This window comes from Marinitoga hydrogenitolerans DSM 16785 (assembly GCF_900129175.1).
In the GTDB taxonomy this organism is placed as follows: domain Bacteria; phylum Thermotogota; class Thermotogae; order Petrotogales; family Petrotogaceae; genus Marinitoga; species Marinitoga hydrogenitolerans.
The window spans coordinates 19,502-42,793 of the sequence record NZ_FQUI01000005.1; the positions used below are offsets into that span (position 1 = coordinate 19,502).

33 protein-coding genes and 1 tRNA gene are annotated in these 23,292 nt (G+C 28.8%); 32 read left to right on the forward strand and 2 right to left on the reverse strand.

Going from position 1 to position 23,292, the window contains the following annotated elements; translation table 11 throughout:
• Positions 1 to 35: 35 nt before the first annotated feature.
• Together BUA62_RS02405 and BUA62_RS02410 are read right to left on the reverse strand one after the other, a co-directional pair.
• Positions 36 to 758: a hypothetical protein gene (locus BUA62_RS02405; RefSeq protein ID WP_072863089.1), complete on the reverse strand. Its 723-nt coding sequence runs from the start codon at positions 756 to 758 to the stop codon at positions 36 to 38.
• A gap of 73 nt (positions 759 to 831) precedes the next feature.
• Entirely contained in the window at positions 832 to 1,185 is a 354-nt protein-coding gene (locus tag BUA62_RS02410) for a helix-turn-helix domain-containing protein (protein ID WP_072863091.1), read from the reverse strand.
• Positions 1,186 to 1,351: 166 nt separating this feature from the next.
• Here BUA62_RS02410 and BUA62_RS02415 point away from each other — a divergent pair, with 166 nt between their 5' ends.
• From BUA62_RS02415 to BUA62_RS02560, 32 genes are all read left to right on the forward strand, one after another.
• Complete coding sequence (locus BUA62_RS02415) at positions 1,352 to 1,585, forward strand: helix-turn-helix transcriptional regulator (protein WP_072863093.1); 234 nt, start codon at positions 1,352 to 1,354, stop codon at positions 1,583 to 1,585.
• Between the two features lie 27 nt (positions 1,586 to 1,612).
• The gene (locus BUA62_RS11440; protein ID WP_156166116.1) at positions 1,613 to 1,774 is read left to right on the forward strand and encodes a hypothetical protein; all 162 of its coding nucleotides are present in this window, start codon (positions 1,613 to 1,615) and stop codon (positions 1,772 to 1,774) included.
• A 14-nt stretch (positions 1,775 to 1,788) separates the two neighbouring features.
• Positions 1,789 to 2,250, forward strand: a complete 462-nt coding sequence (locus BUA62_RS02420) for a hypothetical protein (protein WP_072863095.1) — start codon at positions 1,789 to 1,791, stop codon at positions 2,248 to 2,250.
• Between the two features lie 78 nt (positions 2,251 to 2,328).
• Positions 2,329 to 2,811 (forward strand): hypothetical protein, encoded by a 483-nt coding sequence (locus BUA62_RS02425; protein ID WP_072863097.1) that lies wholly within the window; start codon positions 2,329 to 2,331, stop codon positions 2,809 to 2,811.
• Positions 2,804 to 3,685 (forward strand): phage recombination protein Bet, encoded by an 882-nt coding sequence (bet, locus tag BUA62_RS02430; RefSeq protein ID WP_072863099.1) that lies wholly within the window; start codon positions 2,804 to 2,806, stop codon positions 3,683 to 3,685. Before BUA62_RS02425 ends, bet begins: the two co-directional genes overlap by 8 nt.
• 324 nt (positions 3,686 to 4,009) lie before the next feature.
• Positions 4,010 to 4,198, forward strand: a complete 189-nt coding sequence (locus BUA62_RS02435; protein WP_072863101.1) for a helix-turn-helix domain-containing protein — start codon at positions 4,010 to 4,012, stop codon at positions 4,196 to 4,198.
• 83 nt (positions 4,199 to 4,281) lie between these two features.
• Entirely contained in the window at positions 4,282 to 5,019 is a 738-nt protein-coding gene (locus BUA62_RS02440) for a hypothetical protein (protein ID WP_072863104.1), read from the forward strand.
• On the forward strand, positions 4,982 to 6,391 hold the full coding sequence (dnaB, locus tag BUA62_RS02445) for a replicative DNA helicase (RefSeq protein WP_072863106.1): 1,410 nt from the start codon (positions 4,982 to 4,984) through the stop codon (positions 6,389 to 6,391). Before BUA62_RS02440 ends, dnaB begins: the two co-directional genes overlap by 38 nt.
• The gene (locus tag BUA62_RS11445; RefSeq protein WP_159429489.1) at positions 6,388 to 6,549 is read left to right on the forward strand and encodes a hypothetical protein; all 162 of its coding nucleotides are present in this window, start codon (positions 6,388 to 6,390) and stop codon (positions 6,547 to 6,549) included. The genes dnaB and BUA62_RS11445 overlap by 4 nt, the downstream gene beginning before the upstream one ends.
• A gap of 4 nt (positions 6,550 to 6,553) precedes the next feature.
• Positions 6,554 to 6,979, forward strand: a complete 426-nt coding sequence (locus tag BUA62_RS02450) for a single-stranded DNA-binding protein (RefSeq protein ID WP_072863108.1) — start codon at positions 6,554 to 6,556, stop codon at positions 6,977 to 6,979.
• Between the two features lie 11 nt (positions 6,980 to 6,990).
• Positions 6,991 to 7,410, forward strand: coding sequence for a dUTP diphosphatase (gene dut, locus BUA62_RS02455; protein WP_072863110.1), 420 nt, complete (start codon positions 6,991 to 6,993; stop codon positions 7,408 to 7,410).
• Positions 7,410 to 7,685 (forward strand): hypothetical protein, encoded by a 276-nt coding sequence (locus BUA62_RS02460; RefSeq protein ID WP_072863112.1) that lies wholly within the window; start codon positions 7,410 to 7,412, stop codon positions 7,683 to 7,685. Before dut ends, BUA62_RS02460 begins: the two co-directional genes overlap by 1 nt.
• Before the next feature lie 3 nt (positions 7,686 to 7,688).
• Positions 7,689 to 7,934: a hypothetical protein gene (locus BUA62_RS02465; RefSeq protein ID WP_072863114.1), complete on the forward strand. Its 246-nt coding sequence runs from the start codon at positions 7,689 to 7,691 to the stop codon at positions 7,932 to 7,934.
• The gene (locus BUA62_RS02470; RefSeq protein ID WP_072863116.1) at positions 7,918 to 8,283 is read left to right on the forward strand and encodes a RusA family crossover junction endodeoxyribonuclease; all 366 of its coding nucleotides are present in this window, start codon (positions 7,918 to 7,920) and stop codon (positions 8,281 to 8,283) included. Before BUA62_RS02465 ends, BUA62_RS02470 begins: the two co-directional genes overlap by 17 nt.
• A gap of 10 nt (positions 8,284 to 8,293) precedes the next feature.
• Positions 8,294 to 8,524 (forward strand): hypothetical protein, encoded by a 231-nt coding sequence (locus BUA62_RS02475; RefSeq protein WP_072863118.1) that lies wholly within the window; start codon positions 8,294 to 8,296, stop codon positions 8,522 to 8,524.
• Positions 8,525 to 8,538: 14 nt separating this feature from the next.
• Positions 8,539 to 9,021 carry a sigma-70 RNA polymerase sigma factor region 4 domain-containing protein gene (locus BUA62_RS02480; RefSeq protein ID WP_072863121.1) on the forward strand — a complete coding sequence of 161 codons (483 nt, stop codon included), beginning with the start codon at positions 8,539 to 8,541 and terminating at the stop codon, positions 9,019 to 9,021.
• Between the two features lie 147 nt (positions 9,022 to 9,168).
• Positions 9,169 to 9,243 (forward strand) — tRNA-Pro (locus tag BUA62_RS02485).
• 204 nt (positions 9,244 to 9,447) lie between these two features.
• Entirely contained in the window at positions 9,448 to 9,909 is a 462-nt protein-coding gene (locus tag BUA62_RS02490) for a hypothetical protein (RefSeq protein ID WP_072863123.1), read from the forward strand.
• A complete protein-coding gene (terL, locus tag BUA62_RS02495; protein WP_072863125.1) occupies positions 9,866 to 11,242 on the forward strand; it encodes a phage terminase large subunit in 1,377 nt (458 codons plus the stop codon). The genes BUA62_RS02490 and terL overlap by 44 nt, the downstream gene beginning before the upstream one ends.
• A gap of 4 nt (positions 11,243 to 11,246) precedes the next feature.
• The gene (locus BUA62_RS02500; RefSeq protein WP_072863127.1) at positions 11,247 to 12,395 is read left to right on the forward strand and encodes a phage portal protein family protein; all 1,149 of its coding nucleotides are present in this window, start codon (positions 11,247 to 11,249) and stop codon (positions 12,393 to 12,395) included.
• Positions 12,382 to 13,305, forward strand: a complete 924-nt coding sequence (locus BUA62_RS02505) for a minor capsid protein (protein ID WP_072863129.1) — start codon at positions 12,382 to 12,384, stop codon at positions 13,303 to 13,305. Before BUA62_RS02500 ends, BUA62_RS02505 begins: the two co-directional genes overlap by 14 nt.
• A gap of 44 nt (positions 13,306 to 13,349) precedes the next feature.
• The gene (locus BUA62_RS02510; protein ID WP_072863131.1) at positions 13,350 to 14,240 is read left to right on the forward strand and encodes a phage protease; all 891 of its coding nucleotides are present in this window, start codon (positions 13,350 to 13,352) and stop codon (positions 14,238 to 14,240) included.
• 2 nt (positions 14,241 to 14,242) lie between these two features.
• Positions 14,243 to 14,536: a hypothetical protein gene (locus BUA62_RS02515; protein ID WP_072863133.1), complete on the forward strand. Its 294-nt coding sequence runs from the start codon at positions 14,243 to 14,245 to the stop codon at positions 14,534 to 14,536.
• Between the two features lie 12 nt (positions 14,537 to 14,548).
• Positions 14,549 to 15,556 carry a major capsid protein gene (locus BUA62_RS02520; protein WP_072863135.1) on the forward strand — a complete coding sequence of 336 codons (1,008 nt, stop codon included), beginning with the start codon at positions 14,549 to 14,551 and terminating at the stop codon, positions 15,554 to 15,556.
• A 46-nt stretch (positions 15,557 to 15,602) separates the two neighbouring features.
• The gene (locus BUA62_RS02525) at positions 15,603 to 15,959 is read left to right on the forward strand and encodes a hypothetical protein (RefSeq protein ID WP_072863137.1); all 357 of its coding nucleotides are present in this window, start codon (positions 15,603 to 15,605) and stop codon (positions 15,957 to 15,959) included.
• A 1-nt stretch (position 15,960) separates the two neighbouring features.
• Entirely contained in the window at positions 15,961 to 16,380 is a 420-nt protein-coding gene (locus BUA62_RS02530; protein ID WP_072863140.1) for a phage virion morphogenesis protein, read from the forward strand.
• A 3-nt stretch (positions 16,381 to 16,383) separates the two neighbouring features.
• On the forward strand, positions 16,384 to 16,695 hold the full coding sequence (locus tag BUA62_RS02535) for a hypothetical protein (protein WP_072863142.1): 312 nt from the start codon (positions 16,384 to 16,386) through the stop codon (positions 16,693 to 16,695).
• A gap of 15 nt (positions 16,696 to 16,710) precedes the next feature.
• Positions 16,711 to 17,676, forward strand: a complete 966-nt coding sequence (locus tag BUA62_RS02540) for a phage tail tube protein (RefSeq protein WP_072863144.1) — start codon at positions 16,711 to 16,713, stop codon at positions 17,674 to 17,676.
• A 16-nt stretch (positions 17,677 to 17,692) separates the two neighbouring features.
• Positions 17,693 to 18,067 carry a hypothetical protein gene (locus tag BUA62_RS02545; protein ID WP_072863146.1) on the forward strand — a complete coding sequence of 125 codons (375 nt, stop codon included), beginning with the start codon at positions 17,693 to 17,695 and terminating at the stop codon, positions 18,065 to 18,067.
• Entirely contained in the window at positions 18,051 to 18,539 is a 489-nt protein-coding gene (locus BUA62_RS02550) for a hypothetical protein (RefSeq protein ID WP_072863148.1), read from the forward strand. Before BUA62_RS02545 ends, BUA62_RS02550 begins: the two co-directional genes overlap by 17 nt.
• 5 nt (positions 18,540 to 18,544) lie before the next feature.
• A complete protein-coding gene (locus BUA62_RS02555) occupies positions 18,545 to 22,465 on the forward strand; it encodes a phage tail tape measure protein (RefSeq protein ID WP_072863150.1) in 3,921 nt (1,306 codons plus the stop codon).
• Between the two features lie 44 nt (positions 22,466 to 22,509).
• Positions 22,510 to 23,112 (forward strand): hypothetical protein, encoded by a 603-nt coding sequence (locus BUA62_RS02560; protein ID WP_047267171.1) that lies wholly within the window; start codon positions 22,510 to 22,512, stop codon positions 23,110 to 23,112.
• The last annotated feature ends 180 nt before the right edge of the window (positions 23,113 to 23,292 follow it).

Genomic DNA, 23,292 nt, shown 5'->3' on the forward strand with positions numbered 1-23,292 from the left:
TCCTTAATAATTTGTTTGAAAAATTAAAATTAAAATTAAAATTCTAATTCATCAAATCCATTAAATTCTTCGGCTATTGAAATGATACGTTGAACTTTTTCTTTTTTAGCTCTATCTAGAACACTAATAGCAAAGTATTTAGCATTCATTTTTACTTTATTGAATAGCTTTTTGGTTCCAATGTTATGTACAAGCATTTCTTGAGAAATATGGTAAACATAAAAACCATCATATTTAAGGTTGTTTTCTTTTATTAATTCTGTACCAATAGCATACAAAGCTTTTACGTGATCCGCCTTCCAAATTTTTTTTGAAGATGGAATGATATATAGTAAATATTTTTTATTTTTGTTTTTTAATACAAAATGTGGAGTTAATTTAATACGTACGCCTTTTTCATAATCATTTCCATATTCAAACAGAATTCTTAATGTATTTCCTTTATATAAGAACAACTTATTTTCCCACTTTTTTGATTTAAGAAAATTTGCAAATTTAGTAAAAGTTTCTATATTTTTGTTTTTCCAATCAATATACTTGTGATTAATATAATTAGCTGAATTTAAAAAATCATATATTTCAGATTCTTGGATTCCATTAATCATTTTTTCAACAGAATCAAAAAAAACTGAATAAGCACGTGGAGCAAATTTAACTCCTTCTTTGAATTTTTTATATAGTTTTTCATAACTGGTAACAGGTTCATTAACTAATTTAGCAATTAAACTAGCTGAAATATTATGAACACTTTTTTCCATAAAAATCATCCCCTTTATATGATTTTTGCCATTAAGGCATTATTGTCCCCCGATTAAATTTTCAAAAAATAATTTATTCAAAATCCTTAATTTTCTTAGAAATATCGATTAACTCATTACCGATGATTTCTAATTTTTCAGAAAGTTTTAATGATTTCAATTCATCGATTTTTGTAATTTGTTCTTTGACAAAGTCTGGTAGTTTGTTGGGTTTAGGGATCTCAAGTGTGTCAATTTCTTCAAAAAAATATGCTGTAGATACATTTAATGCTTTTGATATTTTTTGAATAACATCAGCACTTGGGATTCTCTCACCCTTTTCATAAAAATATAGCGAAGATAAAGCTATACCTGTTTCTTCGGCTAATTTTTGACGAGTGTATCCTTTTAATTCACGAGCATTTCTCAAACGTTCTGGTAAAGACATTAAACCACTCCTTCTCTTACAATTGTAATAATAAACTTTTTTTGAAAATTTGTCAATATTCGGATAATAATATTGTAACTTTTTCTTAATTGACTTTTACTTACAATAGTAGTATTATTATAATAGAAGATAAAAAACAAACATTCGTTTTGTAGGAGGTGAAAACATGAAAAAAATTATAAAAAACAATTTAAGGTTTTACAGAGAAAAAGCTGGATTAACTTTACAAGATTTAGCCAATGCAACAGGAATATCTATGTCAATGCTTTATTTTGTCGAAAAAAACAACAGAGGAATATCTTTCTTTTTAGCCGACAGAATCGCATATGTTTTAGATGTTCCACTTGAAGAAATATTTCCTGAATTTGCTGAAAGAAAATCACCGTTACCAACTAAATAATAAAGAAATTTTATGGAGGTGATACAAATGGAGACTTCTAAAGAAAAAAATAAAGAAAAATTTATGAGATTAGCGAAAATATTTCTTATTCTAGATGAGGAGGACGAGAAAAATGGAAAAATTACACCCACTAGGAGTGTTTCTTTACAGAAACAAGAAAACAAGAGAGTATCTAATTCAAATTGCTAAAAGGAGGGGAGAAAATGGGGAAGATAAGAAAAGTAGCGATTCCAAAAGTCCCGGTTGCTTATCTAATCCAAGAAAACACCAACAGTATTGCCAACAGTGATTTTATATTAATCGATCTTCAAAAATACAATGATCTTGAAGAGAAAGAAAATGAAGCTTTTGAGGTATTGAAAAATATTTTAGAAAACACTAAAGAATATAGTAAGTATGAGATTATTGACAGAGTACGGAGAGCTTTAAAAATGTTAAATTTTGTAGACATGAAACAAGATGAAATTATAATAAAAGTTCAACTTAGATCAATTCAAATTAAAAAAGAAAATAGAAAATCGAATGGGTATCTTCAAATTTATGATATCAAAGGTCCATATCAAAAATGGAAGATAAAAGAAGGAATTAAAAAGTATAAAGAAGAACAATCGAGATTAATGAAATTACCCCTAAAAGAAAACGCCCACACCGTGGGGTCGGTGTGAGCTTAGGAATTTTGGGAATGATAAGTATTCCATTGATATTATACCATAAAAAATAAAAAAGTCAAGAGGAGGGAAAAAATGGGAGAAAAAACTTTTTTAATTAAAGAAAAAACAATTAATGGGTTAAAAGAAATGAAAAAAAACGAAAATGTGGATTATGGAAAACTAGCAGATAAAATAGCAGAACTAAAAGAAATGGAAGATAAATTAAAAGCTCGTAGAGTTGAATTACAAAAGAAACTTACAGAACAATTGCCAAGACCTTTAGATAAAGCAACATTATATGTAGAAGGCTCTAAAGCAAAACTAAAAGTATCATGGACTGAAAGTTATAAGATTAGTCAAAAAGAAGCTAAGATTTTTGCTGAAAGATATCCAAGAGTAGCCCAAAAAGTTTTTTCTATTACTTATAAGCCAAAAAAGAGTAGCATATCAACAATGGAAAGAACTATTAAGGATGCTCCTGAATACGAAAAGCCATTACTTGAATTAAAACAAATAATAAAAATAGAAGAAGACGTAAGAGTTTCAATAGAAAAGGCAGGTGAAAAAGATGAGTGAAATTAAACCTGTCGAGTCAAAAGAAATAAAATTTTCAAGCGAAGAAGTTCAATTAATAAAAGAAACTGTTGCTAAAGGCACAACAGATGTAGAATTTAGATTTTTTTTGGAGTTAGCTAAACGTTATGACTTGGATCCGTTTAAAAAACAAATTTGGTGCGTAAAGTATGGAAATTCACCGGCAACTATTTTTACTGGAAGAGATGGATTTTTACATATTGCTCATAAGTCTGGTAAATTTGCAAGTTTAAAGACATTTGCTTTGGTTCTAGATAAAAATGGAGAAGTAAAGGAAGCTGATGTTTGTCCTGATCCTAGAAGATTAGTTGGAGCAAAATGTTATGTTTTTAGAAACGATTGGAAAGAACCTTTAGTTCAATCTGTTCTTTTAAGAGAATATAACACTGGGAAAAGCAATTGGGCAAAAATGCCAGAGACAATGATCAAAAAAGTTGCAGAATCTATGGCATTAAGAAAAGCTTTTGATGTCTCAGGATTATATGCTCCTGAAGAATTTGATCAAGTAAAAGAAGAACAATACACCGAAACAAAAAATATAAGAAAGCAAAAAACTATGTCAAAAAATAATAAAAATATAAATCCACAATTGATTTTAGTTTTAAGAGAAAAAGTAAAAACTTTATCTGAAATGCTTGGTGTAAAAGAAGAAATGATATTGCACGAATTAGAAAGAAGAGTGAAAAAAACAATTGGAGAATTTACAAATGATGAAAGAAATCAAGCAATAAAATTTCTTATTAAATGGATTGAAAAAGAAGAAAAAGCACAACAACCTGAAATAATAATTGAGGAACCATATAAAGAAGAGAATTTAATGGCAGAGGCAGCAAGATTATTTGAAGAAAACGTTTAGGGGCTCCCCCCGCCCCTTTTTTCAAAGCTCTTTAATATCTTCCCCTTTCAGTGTATTAAGTTGGTGGGATAAAATGTTGGGAGTGCAGGATGTATTAATTAGGAGTAGAACGTCTATGACCACGTACTTTTTCAATTTTACCATTTTTTTTACGGGTATAAGATTTAACTGGAACTATCTTTTTCCCTTTATTTGTTTTGGCCATTATATCACCTCCTTTCATTGAAAATTAAATAAATTTTAGAATTATATCTGCACTCCCAATTTTATTATACAACATATTGTTATACAAAATCAAGTTTTACCATATATGGTGGTGATAAAATGTTTTCAGATAATTTAAGAAGAATAAGAATAGAAAATAAAATTAATCAGAGAGAACTTGCAAAAAAATTGAATGTTACACAAGAAACTATTAGCTATTGGGAAACTGGGAAAAGGCAACCGACTTTAGACAAATTAGTAAAACTTTCTAAAATATTCAATATTTCAATAGATGATTTATTAAAATAAATTTTAAAAAGCTCTTTGACAAGTTAATATCTGAAATTTTAGCTATAAGAACGAATACTATATCAATAAAAGAGGTGGAATATATGCAACTTGCCACAGTTTTTAGCTGGTTTTGGCGAGACCGCCTGAATTGGGAACTTAGTGATTCTGAGATTGCTTTATTCTTTGCTATTTTGGCCGAAATTAACAGGACAAGAGGAAAGAATAACAATCTCTTGGAATCAAGGATCTCAATCGGGACTCCCAAGCTGGAATTATTGGCTGGCATATCACGAGCTGAAATATATAGAGCAAGAAATAGATTAAAACAATATGGATTAATTAATTTTATTAGTGGAAAAGGAAAAAAAAATTATGCAACGTATTTTCTTGGTAATGAATTTAAAAAAGTGTCTCATATTGAGACAGTAACTGAGACGGTTTCTGGTACGGTTTCTGAGACACTTTCTGAGACACTTTCTGAGACACGTTATAAGAATATAGATATAGATAAAGATATAGATATTATAAAAAAAGAAAAAAAATTTAAAAAAGAAAAAAAGAAATTTTTGGAGTTTGTGTTTTTAAAAGAAGAAGAATATGAAAAATTGGTAGAACGTTTTGGAAAAACTATAATTGACGAATATATTGAAAAATTAAATAATTATATTGGTAGTAAAGGCAAAAAATATAAAAGCCATTATCATACCATTTTAAATTGGTTAAAAAAAGATAACATTGATGAATTACCAAAATTGGTAAATGAAACTTCACTATTAAATGAAAATGATGGAGTTGAAAATTATGAAATTACAAAACCAGAACTTAGAAAATTTATTTAGTACAGAAGCAGAAAAAGGAATTATAGGAGCTATATTTTTAGAACCAGAAATTTTTGATGATGTAATAGAGAAGATCACACACAAAGATTTTTTTCATCCACAACATATAGAAATTTTTAAAACTTTTGAGGTGTTATATGACTATGGGATGCCTTTAGATACTATAACAGTTATGGATCAACTAAAAAAAAGAAAAATATTTGAAAAAGTGGGTGGAGAAAATTATATTATAGAACTCGCTAGTTATGTTCCAAACTTAATTTCAACAAATCATTACATAAAAATTATAAAAGAATTTTCAGAAAAACGTAAGTTATTAAATTTATCAAAAAAAATAATTGAAATGGTGGCAGACAATAGCATTGAAATTGGAAAAGTAAAAGATTATGTTGAGAAAGTAATAATTGATACTGAAGATGTTGGAAAAATATTGAGATTTGATGAGGTACTTCCTCAAATTTTATCAGAGTTAAATGAAACAAGAAATCTTAGGAAACAAGGAAAATCTAATATAGAGATAACTACAGGGTTCAAAAATTTAGATAATATGCTTAATGGGTTGCACAAAGGTGAATTAACAATAATTGCAGCTAGACCTGCTATGGGAAAAACTGCATTTGTATTAAATATGATTGAAAATCAAATAAAAAAAGATATTTCAGTAATTTTCTTTTCATTAGAAATGAGTAAAGATCCATTAGTAAAAAGAACTATTTCTAGTCTTTCTGGAATAGATTCTCAGAAAATAAGAGAAGGAAAAATAACTGATAAAGAGTGGGAAAGAATATTATATTATACACAAAACATATTGAACAAAGATTTTTATATTGACGATACCCCAAATTTGACACCAAGGTTATTAAGAAGCCATGCAAGAAAAGCAAAAAGAAAATACGACATTGAAGTATTATATGTAGATTATTTGCAATTAATAAATTCAAATAGTAAATATTTCAATAAAGCAGTAGAAGTTGGTGAAATTTCTAGAGCTTTAAAGCTTATTGCGAGAGAGTTAAATATTGCAGTAGTGGCTTTAGCTCAATTATCAAGAGCAGTTGAACAAAGGGACAACAAGAGACCACAATTAGCTGATTTACGTGATTCTGGAGCAATAGAACAAGATGCAGATAATGTTTTGTTTTTATACAGGGATAATTATTATAAAATGCAAGAATTAGCAAAGAAAAAAGAAAAAGCAAAAACTGAAGAAGAAAAATTGAGATATGAAAATGAAATTAGTGCTTTACAAAATCCACATGAAGTTGAAATTTTAATAGCAAAACAAAGGAATGGTCCCGTTGGAGTAAAAAAAGTGATGTTTGATCCGAAAATTACAAAATTTTATGAAATTCTTAGGGAGGAAGAGATATGAGGTTTAAAAAACATATAGATATTTCAGAAAAGGAAAAGAAAATAAAAAAACTTAGGGAACAACTTGATGTAGTGAATGATAAAAATAAAAAGAAAGAGATAATGAAAGAAATATTTAATATTTTAAGTACCTTAAAAAACAAAGATACGGAGGGATGAATATATGAGTTATTCATTTAATAGAGTTATTTTAGTAGGAAGGCTTACGCGTGATCCTGAGATTAGAATGACTACAACAGGTGAAAAAATCGCCAATTTTGATATTGCTGTAGATAGAGGTTATGGGGATAACAAGACTGTTGATTTTATAAAAATTGTCGCTTTTAATAAAAGAGCTGAATTTACCGAGAATTACTTGAAAAAAGGATTATTGATTCTTGTTGAAGGTTCTTTGAGAATAAATAAATGGAAAGATAACAATGGAAATAACAGAGAAAGAGCTGAAATATGGGCTAATACATTACAATTCATGGAATCAAAGAAACAACAAAATGTTGAGATAATTGAACCTGAAGAACCTTTTGGAAATATAGATGAAAAGGTTGATTTAAATTCAGATGATATACCACAATTTTATCCAATTGATTGAGGAGGGAGATAATGATTAGATTTTATTACGAAAATAATGCTGTTAAGCCATATAAGAAACATTGGAGTGATGGAGGTTATGATATTCGTTCGAAAATAGATGTAGAAGTGAAACCGATGGAAAAAGTCGTAATACCTACAGGATTAACAATGGAAATTCCATATAAACACGTAGGAATTATCAAAGAACGTTCTTCTTTTGCATTAAAGGGAATAGTGGTTATTGGTGGTGTAATTGATTCAGAATATCGGGGAGAAGTTAAAGTAATAATGCTTAATTTAGGCGAAGAAACATTGCAAATAAAAGCCGGAGATAGAATAGCTCAAATTTTAGTTGTTTCTATTGCTTTGACTGCAGAGTTATTACTTGGTAAAGCTGAAGTAGATACCAAAAGAGGTGCAAAAGGATTTGGTTCAACGGGGGTGAGATAATGGGAAGTGTTAGATCAGACGGAGCTTCTCAATATTTATCAAGTGCATTTGAAAGATTTGGACCACAATTGTATGAAACAATGCCATCTAGATTAGATATGCAGTATGAACAAATTTTGATCTCTTTAATGGATAGATTCACAAGAATTATATTAAAAAAAATAGGTGATGAATATGTTTTACATATTTATAAGGGGAATAAAATTCAACATGAAGTGAGAAATGAAAGTTTTGATAGATTGATGTTTGATGCTGCAAGATATATGGGGGTGTGAAAAATGTTTGAATTTTTACTTACTTTTATTGTGGGAGTTTTTGCTGGTTTTTTAATATTATCGTTACTTACAATTTCAGCAAGAAATGAACTTGAGGATGATATTTTGAGATTGAATTTTAAGTTATCTGAACAATTTTCTTTGAATGAAAGATTGAAGAAGAGAGTAAAAGAATTATCAAACGAAAACGCTAAATTATTTTCAGAAAATATGCGATTAAGAAGGGGTAAAATTGAAGCTAAAAATTGAATTGGATTGTATTCCACCATCAACAAATCATGCATATAAAAAAAGAGGAAATGGATATGGGATGTATATGACAAGAACAGCGAAAGAATTCAAGGAATATGCAGCTTATAAAGCTTTAAAGATTGTAAGAAAGTATAAAGTTACTCCATTTCCAAACGATAAGAAATTTTATAAATTACATTTTGAATTCCATTTTAAAAATCGCAGGCATCCAGATCCAAATAATTTGTTGAAAATATTAATTGATAGTCTTGAAGGTATTGTGTTTGAGAATGATCGAAACATAGATATATCAACAACATCTAAAATAACAGGCAAAGAAAAAACAATAATAGTTTGGGAACGATAGGAGGGAAATTATGAAAAAATATAGTTTTTTTAATTCACGACATTTAAAACAAATTTATGTTGAAGATTTAAAAGACGGGATTGGATTATTAACGGTATTAAACTCTAAAAATCCAATCCTCACGGATGAAAATAATAATTTAATACAACTTTCAAATATCCACGATGTAATTATACATGTAGAATTTAAGGCTGATACAAAAATTTTGAAGGAAGGTAAAAAGAAACCTGCAGTTATATAAGGACGTGATAATTAATGTATGAAGTTGTTTCCTTTTTTGCTAGATTAAGAATAGATAAAGAAACTATAATAGATTTACTCCAAAAATATAAAAAATCATTGCAAATATTAATGGAAAGGCGAATACATTTATATATAGACGAAGATGGAGAAATACATGTTGAAGGGGCTTTTAAAAATGATGAATATCAAAAAGTAAAAACATTTACAGCATTAAAAGTAAAAGATTTTAATACTTTAATTATGGACGGTATTCCAAAAGATATAGTCAATTCTATAGTAATTTTAAAATTGATTGATGAATGGATGAGTATTTTAACCACTAAAGAAAAAATAGCGCTATTCCATGCTTATATCAATCATGATTTTGAAAAAGATGGAAAAAGGTATAAAACACTAAGTATTAGAGAAATTTCTAAAAAAATGAATTTACCTAAAAGCACAGTTTATGATTTAATACGAAAAAGCTTAATGAAAATTTTACAATACAATATATAGTATATTTTTGACTTTCTCGGACAGAATATGGTATAATTTGTTATGATGGGATACTATACTTACGGGGAGCCTTAACAGGCTCCTTTTTTTATTATTTCGACAAACATCGACAATTTTCGACAGACTTCGGCACTATAATAATTGCGACAGGATATGGTGTTAATGGTAGCATTCCACACTTGGGATGTGGAGGTGCAGGTTCGAATCCTGCTATCCTGACCATTATCCCTCCTTGAAATAAATACCGGCACAATCCGGCATTTTACCGGCATTCCTGCTTTAAAGAGACGGTGCTATTTAAATGTGCTGATCTCTTTAAGGTGTTAGTGAGTGCCGGTTTTTTTATACTAATCAGAATTATACTAATTTAAATTAGTATATTGATTATTTTTATTTTAAATGAGGAGATGAGAGAGGTGAGGTGAGATGACTAAATATACAGATGAAGATAAAATGAAAGCAATTGTAGAATTGGAAAATAATATAAATCATCAAACAGGAAATCCAAATTGGACAAAAGTATCGAAAAAACTAAACATTTCAAGAAAAACATTACAAAAATGGTGGAAAGAAAAGAATAAAGAAGATACTGAACACATACGCACACTTAAAAAAGAAGAGTTTATAAAAAAAGCTTGGGATAATATATTCTATGGTTTAGGATTGTTAAAAGAGAAAGCAGAAAAAGCAAATTACAAAGATTTAATTGTAGGGATGGCAACTTTAATAGATAAGATTCAATTGCTTCAAGGACAACCTACAGAAATTACTAAAAACGAAAACAATAATACAGAATTAATAGAAATAGATCCAGAAATGCTATCTCCAGAGGCGGTGAGTAAAATTGCCGAAAAAATATTACATAAACAAAAACAAGATTCTGAGTAGATATTTTAAAAATAATTTTTATGCTTTTTTAAAATATGATGGTTCTGGATATTGGAAAGATGGAAAGCATTTAATATTTTTAGCAAAGAAATTAGAAGAAGTTGCACAAGGTAAAATAAAAAAACTTATGGTATTCATGCCGCCAAGACACGGAAAGTCTGAATTAATATCAAAGAAATTTCCCGCATGGTTTTTAGGAAAATATCCAAATAAAGAGATAATTATAACTGCATATAGTGCTGAACTTGCATATGATTTTTCAAGAATTGCAAGAGAAACAATGAGAAGGCACGAGAGTCTGTTTGATGTAAAACTAGATAAAAGAACTCAAGCTGTGCAACACTGGGGAATAGAAAATACTCGTGGTGGATTAATGGCTGCAGGGGTGGGAGGACCCATAACAGGAAGAGGGTTTCATATTGGAATTATAGATGATCCAATAAAAAACAGAGAAGAAGCGAATAGTGAAACTATTAGAAATAAAATATGGGATTGGTATAGATCAACTTTTAGGACAAGGGCTTATCCTAATTCATCTATAATATTAGTTTTAACTCGATGGCATGAAAATGATTTAGCAGGAAGATTGTTAGCAGAACAAAAAGAAGAGTGGGACATAATAGAATTACCAGCTATTGCAGAAGAAAATGACATATTGGGTAGAAAAAAGGGAGAACCGCTTTGGCCAGAAAGATATTCGTATGAAGAATTAATGCGAATAAAGAAAGATATAGGGACATACGAATGGCTCTCATTATATCAACAACATCCTACAGCTTTAGACGGAAATATATTTAAAAAAGAATGGTTGCAATATGTAGATAATTATCCAAAAGGATTAAGAATATATCAAACTGTTGATTTGGCTATTTCTAAAAAAGAAAATTCAGATTATTCTGTTATTTTAACTTTTGGTATCGACAAAAATAAGAATGTATTTATTTTAGATTTATATGTTGATCATATTGATTTTCCGCAACAAATAGAACAAATACAGTTTTACTATAACAAATGGAAACCATTAAGAATAGGGATTGAGTCGATTCAATATCAAGCTGCATTAACACAGTATTTTAAAGCAAAAACTGTAATCCCTGTTAAATCTTTAAAACCGGTAACAGATAAAGTTACACGCGCAATGAGAATAACACCGCATTTTGAAAATAATAAAGTTTTTATTTTAAGGCATTTGAATAAATTATCATTGCTTGAAGAACAATTAATAAGTTTTCCAAATGGAAAACATGATGATATTGTAGATACCATTGCATATATTTTTGAATTTTTAAATGTTGGAGGAATTGTTAAAACAGGAAAATATGATTTGAGGTGATAGAATGGAAGTCAAAAAAGAAGAATTGACTAAACAAATAGCAACAACTTGGGCAGCATTAAGACAAGATGTTAGTGAAATAATGAATATACCTGATTTAGATAATGATACTATAAAAAACATGCTTAGAGATGAAACTATATCTTCTGCGTTAAATTTTTTGACGAAAAATATAATAAATTTCATTGGCGAATATGTTCATGAAGATGAAGAGAAAAATGCCTTTGTTAATACAAACTTTGAAAACTTAGATATTTCTTTAGAAGTTATATCAGAAAGAATTTTAACAGATGCTATTGCATATGGCTTTTCTGTTTCTGAATTAGTATGGGAATTGAAAAACAACAAATTATATTTAAAGAAAATAATACCATTGGATCCATCAACTATAAGTTTTTATCTTAGCGATGGAGAAATAATTAAAATTATACAAAAAACATCTAATAAAAATATTGAAATACCGGTAGAAAAATGTTTTATATTTAGATTAAATCAAAGAGAATTGTATGGGAAAACCGAATTGGAAAAAATATATCGTGCTTGGAAATTTAAAAGTATAATGTTTAAATTCTGGGCAATAGCAATGGAAAGATATGCTATGCCAATAGCTCACGGGAAAACTTTAGGAGATACAGAAGAGTTATTAAATGCGTTGAAATCTATATGGTCGCAGGGAGTAATTGCAACGGATCCAGAGACTGAAATTGAACTATTAGAACCAAAAAGTACAATAGCAGATTCGTTTGAAAAATCAATAGAATATACAAATATGCTTATATATAGAGGGTTATTATTACCTCAATTATTAGCAGGAACTCAAAATGTTGGAAGTTATTCATTAGGTAAAGTTCATATGGATCTCTTTTTATCTTCAGTAAGAAAAATGGCTAAATATTATTCTGAAAATTTAATTGATTCAGTTGTTGCTAAGATGATTGAATATAATTTTGCTGATGTGAAATCATATGGCAGATTTTTGGAAGCAGAACAGCCTTCAAATGATGAAAGAACTAAATTAGCCCAAGTTGTAAATACATTAATAAATACTGGAATAGTTGATCCAATAGAAGATAATGATTGGATCAGAGATTTATTCAAATTCCCTAAAAATGCAGAAATATCAAAGGTAGATGAGGCTGATGACTGGAATTAGGACTATAGCTCAAAGTTTAACTAGAATTGAAAATAGAATAATGAATTTATCAAGGAAAAGCTTCAAAAACATAAGAGAAACGACTATAAATCAAATCACAGGCAATTTTGATTATATAGACGTAAGCTCTTTAGCAAATGCATTTTATATTGGATTGTTGAGTGGATATATACATGGAAAAATGAGTGTTGTTGGAGCGTTATTGCCTAAATTGAAAAAGAAAAAAACATTTGAAGAATGGAGTGATTATAGAGAAATATTTTCTGTATTTATTAGAGATAAAGAATTAATAATGAAATTAGTTAAACGAAAATATACAGCAAAAGAAGCTATGGAAAAATTTTTTAAACCTAATGAATATATTCTTGAATACTTTAGGGAATATTCTCTTAAACTTGCTAATATTGAAGTTGAAGATACTATAAAAAAAGCAACAGAATTAGTTAGAAAAACAATAGAAGAAGGTATGAGCGAAACTGAAGCAACAAAATATATTAAATCAGGACTTGAAAAATTTTCTAAACATAGAATAAAAGCAATTGCGAGGACAGAAGCTACAAGAGGTTATAATGTAGGAGCATTGGAAGAAAGTTATGCATCTGATGTTGTTATTGGTTATCAATTTGAAGCAATATTAGATAAAAGAACCAGCGAAATATGTAGTTCAAGATGGGGAATGTATATTGATAAAAATGATAAAGATAAATTAGCAAGGAATACACCTCCATTACATGTAAATTGTAGAAGTTTTTTAAGAATGGTAACTATTTATGACAAAGAAATGCCTGTTAAAAAAGAAAATATACCTAAAAGTAATTTAGAGTTTTTGCAAAAAACAGAACAATTACCAAAACCAAAAACTCGTGATTATGATGTAAATGTGATAAGAGAAATATTAAATAGACTATAAACCCTTTCATAGGGTTTATTTTTTTATGAAAGGAGGCAACTTTAATGCTTAGAGTTACAAAGTTTAAGGAAGCAAAAAAAAGATTTTGGCATAATGCTTTACCGCTTTCGGAATTTTATGATCCAAGATACGGAAAGATAAGCATTACTAAAGATTTAGCAGAACAAATGGTAAAAAATTTTAAAGATAACATTCCTTCATATAATCCACCAGTCAATATATCGCATATTGATGAATTAGGAAAATATGGAGAAGTAGTAAATATGGAAGTTAGAGATGATGGATTATGGATAGAAGTTGAATTAACTGACGAAGGGGCAAAGCTTTTAGAAGAAAGAAAGTTTGAATATTTGTCAGCAGAATACGTTGAAGAATACAGGGATAAAAAGACAAATAAAAATGTTGGGGCTGTATTTATTGGGGTTGCATTAACAAATAAACCTGCACATCCAGAAATGAAAAAGATCAGTTTTGAAGATTTAATGTCAGAAATAGTTAAGTTGAAAGAGAAATTAAATGGAGGTGAAAGTATGGAACTTGAGAAAAAGTTGGCAGAATTAGAAAATCAAATGAAGACTTTTACGGAACAAATTAAGTTAAAAGATGCAGAACTCAAAGAGTTAAGTGAAGAAGTGACTAAATTAAAAGATGAAAACAAAAAACTTTTAGAGGAAAAAGCAGAACAAGCTAAAAAATTGCATGAAGCTAAAGTTGAAAAATGGGCAAAAGAATGGTTAGAAAAAGGAATTACGCCAGCAACAATTGAAAAAGCAAAAGAAAAAGTTTTGTCTGATGAAAAATTATTTGATGTTTATAACGAAATTTTTGAAAGTATGCCTAAAATTGAGAAAAAGCAAATGTCTGAAGAAAATAATGGAATTAATGTAACAGAAAAAGCTGAAAAAATTATTAAATTTATTCATGGAGGTGAATAAGTATGTTAGACAGAAAAGTTTCTATTGTACCAGTAGATGTTACAACAGCAATACCTAAAGGCTCTATAGTGGAATATAACAGTACAAATCAAAGCTATGCTAAGTTATCAGCTGGCACGCCTGCTGGAATATTAGCAGAAGATGTTGCGGCATCTCAAATTCCTGCTCAGGCAGCGGTTATATTCTTTGGTGTAGTATATGAGGATGAGTTGGACGCAGGAGTAACAGTAACAGAAGATTTAAAAGCTCAGTTGAGACAGGTTGGTATATTCTTAGAATCAAGAGAACAAGCTTAGGAGGTGTAAATAATGGGAGCTATTGATTGGAAATTATTAACAGAGTTATATAGAAAAACCCCAATTGAAAATTATTTTTTAACTAAAAATCTTGGTAAAAACGTAAAGTATAGTCCAGTTCCAAAAGTAACAATAAGAACAGAAGATTATGGTATGACAATTGCAAATTTAGGATTAATTGGGGATCCTGCAAAACCCATTAATGTGCAAAATAATGTAACGGAAATTGCTATTGATCCAGCACAAATTTTTGAATATGATAAATTAACAGAAGATGATATTTTTACAAATTCAAATCCTGCAGTATTAGCTCTTAGTGGTTCAGATGGTGTAGTAAGCAACAAAGAATATGTTAGAGCTATGAAAATAGAGGGTTTAAAAAGAAGAGTCCAAAGAAGAATTGAACAAATGTTTGCGCAAATAATCTCTGAAGGAAAATTATCCTATAATGATGGCAAAAGAAAATATGAAGTTTCTTTTAATAATGTTACTCCACAAGCATATACTTTAAGTTCAACAACAAAAATATATAATGATTTAATCGATGCTACAGATGCAATAAGAAAGAGCGGATTTGTTCCAGATATGATTATAATGTCAAAAGATGTAGAAAAAGCTTTGTTTGACAACACGCAAGTAAAAGATTTAATTAAAAAACAGGAATGGAGTTTAGCAAGAGCACAAATGCAAAATGAAGATGCATTAGTAAGAAGAAGTTTTGAAGCAGTAAATTTACCTCAAATGTATGTATATATGGGAGAATATAACGATGGGACAGCAAAAAAATATATTCCAGACGGTACATTGATAGTCTTATCTTCGCAGGCATTTAGGTTATCATATGGAGCTATTGTTCAATTTGATGTTCAACCAAATGGAAATCCTATTATGACTGACGTTTTATCATGGGAAAAGATTATTAATGAAGGTACAGAAAAAGCCTTATATGTAATGTCAAGACCTTTACCTTATTTAATTAATTCTGAAGCTTTAAAAGTATTCAATGTAACTATTTCATGATAAATGAGCCCTTCGGGGCTCTTTTTGATGAGCGAGGTGATTATATATGGTCACGATAGATAATATAAAAAAAATAATGCCTGATGAAATTCTTGATCAACTTGCATCAGATGATGTAAATACAACAGATGAAGTATTACAAGAATTAATTGACAATGCTACAAATTTTATAAATGCAATATTTTTAGATTTTGATGAAAATTTTAAAGATGAAATGATCAGAAATTATGTAAAAAAAGAACTATATTTAAATGCTGGAAAAATTGAAGAAGCACAAATGATTCAAGAAAGTTTTAATGTTGCAATTTCTCAAAGAGAAAAACAAAAAACATCAAGTGCAGGGAAAATTTCATATTCTTCAGCATCACAAGTTTTTACTAATGATGAATTAGAGAAGTGGTAATATGAAAATAATAATTAATGATAAAGAGTTGAAAAAGAAACTTAGTGAATTAAAGAGAAAAACAAATGATTTAACTCCAGTAATGAAAGATACAGCCCTCATTATGAAACAATCAATTTTAAAGAATTTTGACGATCAAGGTACAGAACAGAAAAAATGGAAAGATTTATCAAGAAAGACAAAAAAAAGAAAACAAAAGGAAAAAGGTACTTCTTATCCGATTTTGGTTGATACCGGAAGGTTAAAGAAATCATTTAATACTTCATATACAAAATACACAGCAAGAGTCTATACAGGAGTTAAATATGGTGTTTATCATCAAACGGGAACAAGAAAAATACCAAAACGTCCGTTTATGCATGTTAGAAAAGAACATCTTGAAACTATAAAAAGATTAATACTTAAATATTTGGAGGAATAAAAAATGATTACCGAAATAAAAACATTATTAGCTAATAATGGTTATAAAGTTGTAGAGTTTGATAGATTGTTAAATAATGCATGTTCAGTTAGAGAAATAAAAGGAAGTATAACTCCTTTAACTTCTAATAGATATAGAATATTTCATCAATTTCAGATTATATATAAAACCAGCAAAACAAATTTGAAAGATATTACTATAAATATTGCAAAATTGATTTATTCTAATTTTGATGAAATTGAAAATATAGAATATTCAATTGATGATGAAAATAATATTTCGGTTATAGAATTTGTAATTCCAGAAACAATATAAAGCGAGGTGAGATAAATGGCATATACAGGTGCAAAATCAAGTGTATTACTTGGAATAGAAAGTAGTTTTGCAACAGAAGCAACAGTGAAATATAAATTACCTTTTAAAAGTGAAAGCATTAACCACAAAATAGAAACTGCAAAATCTGAGGCATTACTTGGAATAAGAGGAACAAAATCATTGGTTCCGACGAAAGAAGGAGCAGAAGGTTCTTTGGAATTAGAAGCATACCCAACAGCAAGTGGATTAGCATTTTATCTTGCGTTAGGTAAATCAGTGTTAATGGACCCTGATTCCACACCTTCAAGTGGAGATGAATATACAAAAATAACTCCTATTGATTTAACGGCAGATATACCAAGTGCAACGGTACAAGTAGATCATTTTGGACAGAAGATGAAATATTTGGGAATGAAAGTAAATTCATTAAAGTTTAGTGGTGCGGTTGGTTCAATACCTTCAATCAGTTTAGATTTAGTTGGTAAAGAAGAAGTGATTGGAGCAGCAACACAAGGAACTATAGTCGATGTAGATCCACAACCGTTTTTCTTCAAAGAATTAATATTATATACAGACGAATTTGTTACACCTACAGATTTATATTCAAGTATTGAACTTAATATTGCAAACAATTTAGATACAGATGACTACAGACTTGACGGAACAGGAAAAAGGAAAACATTAGAAGCAGGTAATCTTGAAATAACTGGAAGTCTTGACATTATATTTGATGCAAGTGTTATTTCTGGAGAATATACAAAATTCAAAAATTTTCAAGATGCTCAATTAGGAATTAAATTAGAAAAAACAACAGGAGAAAAATTGGAAATATTCTTACCAAGAGTAAATTTCAGTGAAATGACACATGATATCAGTGGAGCAGAAAAAATAATGATTAAAGCAAACTTTACAGCATTAATTCCAACTTCAGGAGATATAATTGTGATTTCAGATTATCAAAATACAACAGGAACATATTAGATTGGAGGTAGAGAGTATGGGATTTTTTATTGATAACGAAAAAACAGAAAAAATATATTTCGATGAGAAGTTAAATATTTCAAATAAAAAAACTAATTTTTGGGTTGAAATTAAATCAGAACCTAATTTTTATTTGATAGAAGAGATAAAAAAGTCTATAAAACCAAAGACTATTAAAATGAACGCAGCAACAAATGAAATTGAATTAGATACAGAAAAAATGGGAGAAGTACCTTTAGAATTATTAATAAAATTAATTTTAAATTGGAGTGAAGACGAAAAACCAACATTGCAGGTTTTAAGGACAAAAACACATCCGAAATTTTTGCAAAATCTTTGGAATAAACTATTAGAATTGTATGAGGTAGGGAACGATGTTTTTAGAACTTGATGATAATTTAATTTTTTTTAAAGAAGATACAATCAGAACAATTGATTTAAGAAGGCAGGGTAAAGATGTTGAAACCCTGCCTTTTTTAATTTATTCCTGGACATTTGACAAAGAATTGAATTTGAAAAATATTTTGCAACTAAAACCGTGGATACTAAAAAAAATCTTAAATAAAGCAATTGAAGGATATTTAACAATAACTAATATAAATGAAAAACAATTAGAATTGTTTATAAAATCGACTTTTATATCAGATAAGATAATATTTACAGGGTTCAAAGAAAAAGAAATAGAACATTTAAAACAATGTTTAATTGCAAAAAATAACATTTTTGATCATAGAGGGAATATTATAAATTATCCCGAAGCTGGAGGATATCTTGATCAAAATGCTAAATATATGTATTTTCTTAATATATATAGAAAGGTTTTAATTGGAAAAATTAATGAAGAAAATAATAAAAGGCGGTGATAAATGTGGCTAATACCGCAGAATTAAGCATATTATTACAAGCTAAAGATTATGCTTCTAAAGCCTTAAACTCAGTTACAGGAGCAATGAATAAATTAGAAAATGCGACTCAAAAAGCTGGTAGAAGTTTTCAACAATTTAGAAACTCAATGAATGAAATAACCAAATATGCAAAATATGCTTTAGGAGCAATAACTGCAACAGGTACAGCAATAGTTGCTTTTGGAAAAGATACAGAAAAGGCTATGGCAAACGCTTCTACAATGTTTGGAGTAGCGGGAAAAACATTTGAAGAACAACTTGGAAATAAAGTGGCTAAAATATCAAAAAAATATGGAATATCTTTAAAAAATATGTGGGATGCTACATATACATTAGGAAGTGCAGGGATAGCACTAAAAGATGTTCCTATAGTATTAGAACAAGTTGCTAAAGCTTCAGTTGCAGGTGGAGCGGATATAAATATAGCCTTTGAAGGTGCAATAAAGCAAATAAAAGGTTTTGGTCTTTCAATACAAGATTTAGAAAAAGTTTTTGCAGTACAATTTCAGGCAGTGAAATATGGACTTTTAAATTATGAACAATTAGCACAATATATACCTGAAATTTCTGCTTCTGCAAGAAGTTTAGGTGAAAATTGGAAAACAGCAACAGCAACATTTGCGACTTTGACAAAATATATGCCGGATGCATCTCAGGCAGCTAATGCATTACAAAATGCTTATGATGAATTGACACAAAAATCAGATCAATTAACAAAAGCAGGAATAAAACTTTATAAAGATGGTAAATTTATAGGTTTTGTAAATGTTATAGAACAATTACACAATCAATTGAGAGGAAAAACAAATAAAGAAGTAGCTGAATTCATAAATCAATTACAACTTTCAGATACAGCAAGACAGGCGATTGTAAATCTTGTTAATAATTTTGATGATTTAAAGAATATAACAAACTCGGTTACAGATGATGTTTCCGCATTGAATGAAATGTATATAAAACAAACATCTACTTTGGAATTTCAGTTAAGGAAATTATTTGTAGTATTAGATAATCTAAAACAGAGCATATATAATGCATTTAAAGGAACGTTAATACAATGGATTCAGAAAACAATTATATGGTTTCAAGGATTAAACAGATGGATCAGTGAAAATAAGGAAAAATTTGTTAAACTTATAAGTGCAATAACAAGATTATTAGTAGCAGTCGTAATATTCAATATGATAATCAACGTCATGAGTAAATTAGGAAGTATTATAAGTTCTCTTTCTAATCCTTTTACGTGGCTTCTAATCGCATTTGGTACTTGGTTTGCTAATTTAGAAAAAGCAGAAAGGATGAAAGTTTTACAAACAATATTCAAGGCGTTTGGTGATATGGTCAATTGGATTGGTGAACAATTTAAGAAAATTAAAGAATCAGGATTTATAAATTGGTTTTTAGGACTTTTCAAAGAAATAGGAAAAAGAACATTTGATATAACGATAAATCTTGTAAAGGGTAGTGCAGAAAAATTATGGGATTGGTTTAAAACAGGAGTAAGACAAATTGGTATTTTCGCAATAAATGCAGGTTTTGCACTTTGGAGTTGGTTTAAGGAAAAAACACAAGAAATTTTAATTAACGTAAAACAAGGAGTAATAAAACTTTGGAGCTGGTTTGTAGATAAAATTCAAACAATAAAAGTTTTTTTAATTTCTGGAACAATAAATTTGTGGGACTGGTTCGTCAATGCGATAAAAATAATAAAATTGAATGTTTTACAAGGCACTTTAAAACTTTGGGATTGGTTTTATGAAACATATAAAAACATAAAAATAAATTTAATTTCGGGTGCAATAAAGCTTTGGGGCTGGTTTTTAGAAGGTACAAGACAAATAAAAGTGGTTCTTCAAAATACAACTCAAAAAATAGTTTGGGCTGGAGAACAAGTAATGAAAATATCCTTAGAATATATACAAAACACAGCCAATATAGCAAAATGGATATTAAACGGCATGAAAGAAGTTGTTTTATATTTTATAGCAAATATTGGTAATTTGCCAAAATGGATTTTGGAAAATGCTTTAAATATCACACTAGCATTTATTTTAATTTATAAAAACATGTATGATTGGATAACTAAAAACACAAAACAAATACTTTTAGAAATAAATTTTGCATTTGCAAAAAAATCAATGAAAATTTGGAATTTCTTTCAAGATTTGATTAAAAACGCTTGGAAAAAGACAATACAATTCACAATAGATTTAATAAAAGGGAAAAATGAATTGGAAGAAAAACCGGTAAATCCCGAAGCAGATAAAACAATTAAAGAAAATCCTTATATAATAACAGGAGATACAACAGCTAAATTAACTAATTCTGCTAATTTAACAACAACATTAAAAGGGGATATGCCTTTATCTACAACTCAATACGCATTAAGAATGGCAGGAATTTTTGGTAGTATAGGAGCAGGTGTTTTAACGTCAACAACTCTTTCAGGAGTTTTTCTTGAGCAAGCTTTAAAATATGCTCTTATGGGAGTTGGTTTTGCAACAGGTGGATATACAGGTAGTGGAGGGAAATATGATGTTGCAGGAGTAGTTCATAAAGGAGAGTATGTAATTCCAGCTTGGATGGTAAAAGAACATCCTGAATTAGTTGCATTACTTGAAAAGAAAAGAAAAGGATATGCAGAAGGTGGAGCTGTAGATGCAATAATAAAATACTTCTCCGGAACAGGAAATACAAATATAAGCGGTGATATAACCATTACAAAAGATACAGTACTTGAACTCTTAAATTATGTTGTTAATTTTAAAGAGAGTGCAGAGAGTGAATCAGAAACAATAAAACAAGCTTTAGATAGCATATTCAATACTGAACAAAAGCAAGAAGAAAAACAAAAAACATTAATACAAATTTTAAACGAAAATCTACAATTATTTCAATCTTTATATCCTGAAACAAAAGCCTATTATGATTTTGAGAAAAAACAAGCAGGAAACTTATTCCAAATATTCAAAGGCGGATTTGATGTTTTAACAGGAAGTATAAGGAATATAGGTAGTTTAGTTGCTGATGGAATTGCAAAAACTCCATGGGCACAAAGTATTGCAAATTGGACAAAAAAACAGGTAAATTCTGCAGGACGAGCTATTGGCGGTGCTATGTCTGGAGCTGGTAATGCATTAGGAAATCTCGGCAGTCAAATAAGTTTAGGTCCTGTTTTTGATCCAATATTGAATGGACTAAAAGGAATTTTCAGCGGTATAACAGGGTTATTTGGGCAAATGTTCGGACCTATAGTTCAATCACTTATGAGTCTCGGAAATGTTGTTGCTATTCTTAACCCTATTAATACAATAATTGAAGCATTAATGGCAGTATTAGGTCCATTAATAAATGGAGCATTACAACCGTTTGTAAATATCCTTAAAGCTTTCGGGCAGATGTTAGGAACATTACTTGTGCCATTACTTAATCCGCTTTTTGCAGGTCTTCAAGCATTTGGAGCAATTTTGACATGGATATATAACGCAGTGCTCGTTCCTATCGGAAGAGGATTTTACGTTATTTTTGGGATGGTTGCTAATGCGTTTAATTGGTTATACAATGTGGTTTCAGATGTGGTTCGAGGTTTAACTTTTGGAACAGTAAATATTGGAAAAAGAGCAGTAAAAAGTATGAATGCAATAATGAAAGAAGCAAATGAAAAAATAGCAAAAGTAGATATGAATGTGGAACAAAATGTAGAAAATTCTTACCAAAGTCAATATACTTCAACAGTTCAAAGAAGCGGTCCGGAAACAGTTAATAATTATATTACTTTGAACGCTGCAGATAGTTTTATTTTGGATCACAAACAAACATTCAAAGAATTTTTAGCAGAGACAATACAAGAATTATATAATGAAGGACAAATTAAATTTGCATAAAAAATCCCTTCTTTTGCGGTATAATTATCGCAAGGAGGGATTTTATGAAAAATTATTATATTAATAATAATGAATATGAATATGTTTTTTATAGTAAGTTTGAATTAAATACACTTATTTCAGCAATAATCACTCAGTATAACCAAGCTGCTTATTCATTGGAAATGTATTGGTTAGTAAAAGAAAAAATTAATGAACGCGAATATTCTTACTTACGTCAATATTCTATCCCTTTTTATTATGCGGAGAATTATTTTGTTAAATTAGACATGTGTGTGAAAATAACAGATGAAATAAGAAAGTATACTAACAAAAAAAGTAATATAAAAAATTTTTTAAAAAGAATTAATAAAATATTTCCTAATTTGAAATATGTTAGAAACTCTATTGCGCATTATGAGGCTAGAATACAAAATAAAGGACCGTATGACAAAAAGGCAATAAATGATGATACTAATGTGATAATAGGTAATATAATTGATGATAAATATCAAACAGAAATATATGTGGAAAAAAATATTAAATTTAAAGCAAATCATAAAAAGAAAAAAGTATATGAAAAGAAAAGAATTACAATTGAGCTAACTCCAATAAAATTGGGAGAGTTTAAAGAACAGTTATTAAAGTTATTGAAGAATTTAGAATAAAGAAGAGCCTTAATCGGCTCTTTTTTTATTTAATTATGGAGGTGAAAATATGGCAAAAAGTGAAACAAGACCAAGCGAAATACAAATTATAAGTGTTATGGATGATGTTAGGTGTAAATGGTAAAATAAAAAAGAACAAAAAGAGGAAAATAAAAATGAACAAAATAGATAAAAAAACAA

Coding starts and splice junctions, on each gene's coding strand:
- BUA62_RS02560 (WP_047267171.1), top strand. CDS start 22,510: ATGAAAAATTATTATATTAATAATAATGAATATGAATATGTTTTTTAT.
- bet (WP_072863099.1), top strand. CDS start 2,804: ATGAGTGAAATTAAACCTGTCGAGTCAAAAGAAATAAAATTTTCAAGC.
- BUA62_RS02415 (WP_072863093.1), top strand. CDS start 1,352: ATGAAAAAAATTATAAAAAACAATTTAAGGTTTTACAGAGAAAAAGCT.
- BUA62_RS02520 (WP_072863135.1), top strand. CDS start 14,549: ATGGGAGCTATTGATTGGAAATTATTAACAGAGTTATATAGAAAAACC.
- BUA62_RS02550 (WP_072863148.1), top strand. CDS start 18,051: ATGTTTTTAGAACTTGATGATAATTTAATTTTTTTTAAAGAAGATACA.
- BUA62_RS02515 (WP_072863133.1), top strand. CDS start 14,243: ATGTTAGACAGAAAAGTTTCTATTGTACCAGTAGATGTTACAACAGCA.
- BUA62_RS11440 (WP_156166116.1), top strand. CDS start 1,613: ATGGAGACTTCTAAAGAAAAAAATAAAGAAAAATTTATGAGATTAGCG.
- dnaB (WP_072863106.1), top strand. CDS start 4,982: ATGAAATTACAAAACCAGAACTTAGAAAATTTATTTAGTACAGAAGCA.
- BUA62_RS02435 (WP_072863101.1), top strand. CDS start 4,010: ATGTTTTCAGATAATTTAAGAAGAATAAGAATAGAAAATAAAATTAAT.
- BUA62_RS02420 (WP_072863095.1), top strand. CDS start 1,789: ATGGGGAAGATAAGAAAAGTAGCGATTCCAAAAGTCCCGGTTGCTTAT.
- BUA62_RS02490 (WP_072863123.1), top strand. CDS start 9,448: ATGACTAAATATACAGATGAAGATAAAATGAAAGCAATTGTAGAATTG.
- BUA62_RS11445 (WP_159429489.1), top strand. CDS start 6,388: ATGAGGTTTAAAAAACATATAGATATTTCAGAAAAGGAAAAGAAAATA.
- BUA62_RS02465 (WP_072863114.1), top strand. CDS start 7,689: ATGTTTGAATTTTTACTTACTTTTATTGTGGGAGTTTTTGCTGGTTTT.
- BUA62_RS02505 (WP_072863129.1), top strand. CDS start 12,382: ATGACTGGAATTAGGACTATAGCTCAAAGTTTAACTAGAATTGAAAAT.
- BUA62_RS02475 (WP_072863118.1), top strand. CDS start 8,294: ATGAAAAAATATAGTTTTTTTAATTCACGACATTTAAAACAAATTTAT.
- BUA62_RS02530 (WP_072863140.1), top strand. CDS start 15,961: ATGAAAATAATAATTAATGATAAAGAGTTGAAAAAGAAACTTAGTGAA.
- BUA62_RS02535 (WP_072863142.1), top strand. CDS start 16,384: ATGATTACCGAAATAAAAACATTATTAGCTAATAATGGTTATAAAGTT.
- BUA62_RS02540 (WP_072863144.1), top strand. CDS start 16,711: ATGGCATATACAGGTGCAAAATCAAGTGTATTACTTGGAATAGAAAGT.
- BUA62_RS02450 (WP_072863108.1), top strand. CDS start 6,554: ATGAGTTATTCATTTAATAGAGTTATTTTAGTAGGAAGGCTTACGCGT.
- BUA62_RS02500 (WP_072863127.1), top strand. CDS start 11,247: ATGGAAGTCAAAAAAGAAGAATTGACTAAACAAATAGCAACAACTTGG.
- dut (WP_072863110.1), top strand. CDS start 6,991: ATGATTAGATTTTATTACGAAAATAATGCTGTTAAGCCATATAAGAAA.
- BUA62_RS02425 (WP_072863097.1), top strand. CDS start 2,329: ATGGGAGAAAAAACTTTTTTAATTAAAGAAAAAACAATTAATGGGTTA.
- BUA62_RS02545 (WP_072863146.1), top strand. CDS start 17,693: ATGGGATTTTTTATTGATAACGAAAAAACAGAAAAAATATATTTCGAT.
- BUA62_RS02405 (WP_072863089.1), bottom strand. CDS start 758: ATGGAAAAAAGTGTTCATAATATTTCAGCTAGTTTAATTGCTAAATTA.
- BUA62_RS02410 (WP_072863091.1), bottom strand. CDS start 1,185: ATGTCTTTACCAGAACGTTTGAGAAATGCTCGTGAATTAAAAGGATAC.
- BUA62_RS02525 (WP_072863137.1), top strand. CDS start 15,603: ATGGTCACGATAGATAATATAAAAAAAATAATGCCTGATGAAATTCTT.
- BUA62_RS02460 (WP_072863112.1), top strand. CDS start 7,410: ATGGGAAGTGTTAGATCAGACGGAGCTTCTCAATATTTATCAAGTGCA.
- BUA62_RS02480 (WP_072863121.1), top strand. CDS start 8,539: ATGTATGAAGTTGTTTCCTTTTTTGCTAGATTAAGAATAGATAAAGAA.
- BUA62_RS02510 (WP_072863131.1), top strand. CDS start 13,350: ATGCTTAGAGTTACAAAGTTTAAGGAAGCAAAAAAAAGATTTTGGCAT.
- BUA62_RS02440 (WP_072863104.1), top strand. CDS start 4,282: ATGCAACTTGCCACAGTTTTTAGCTGGTTTTGGCGAGACCGCCTGAAT.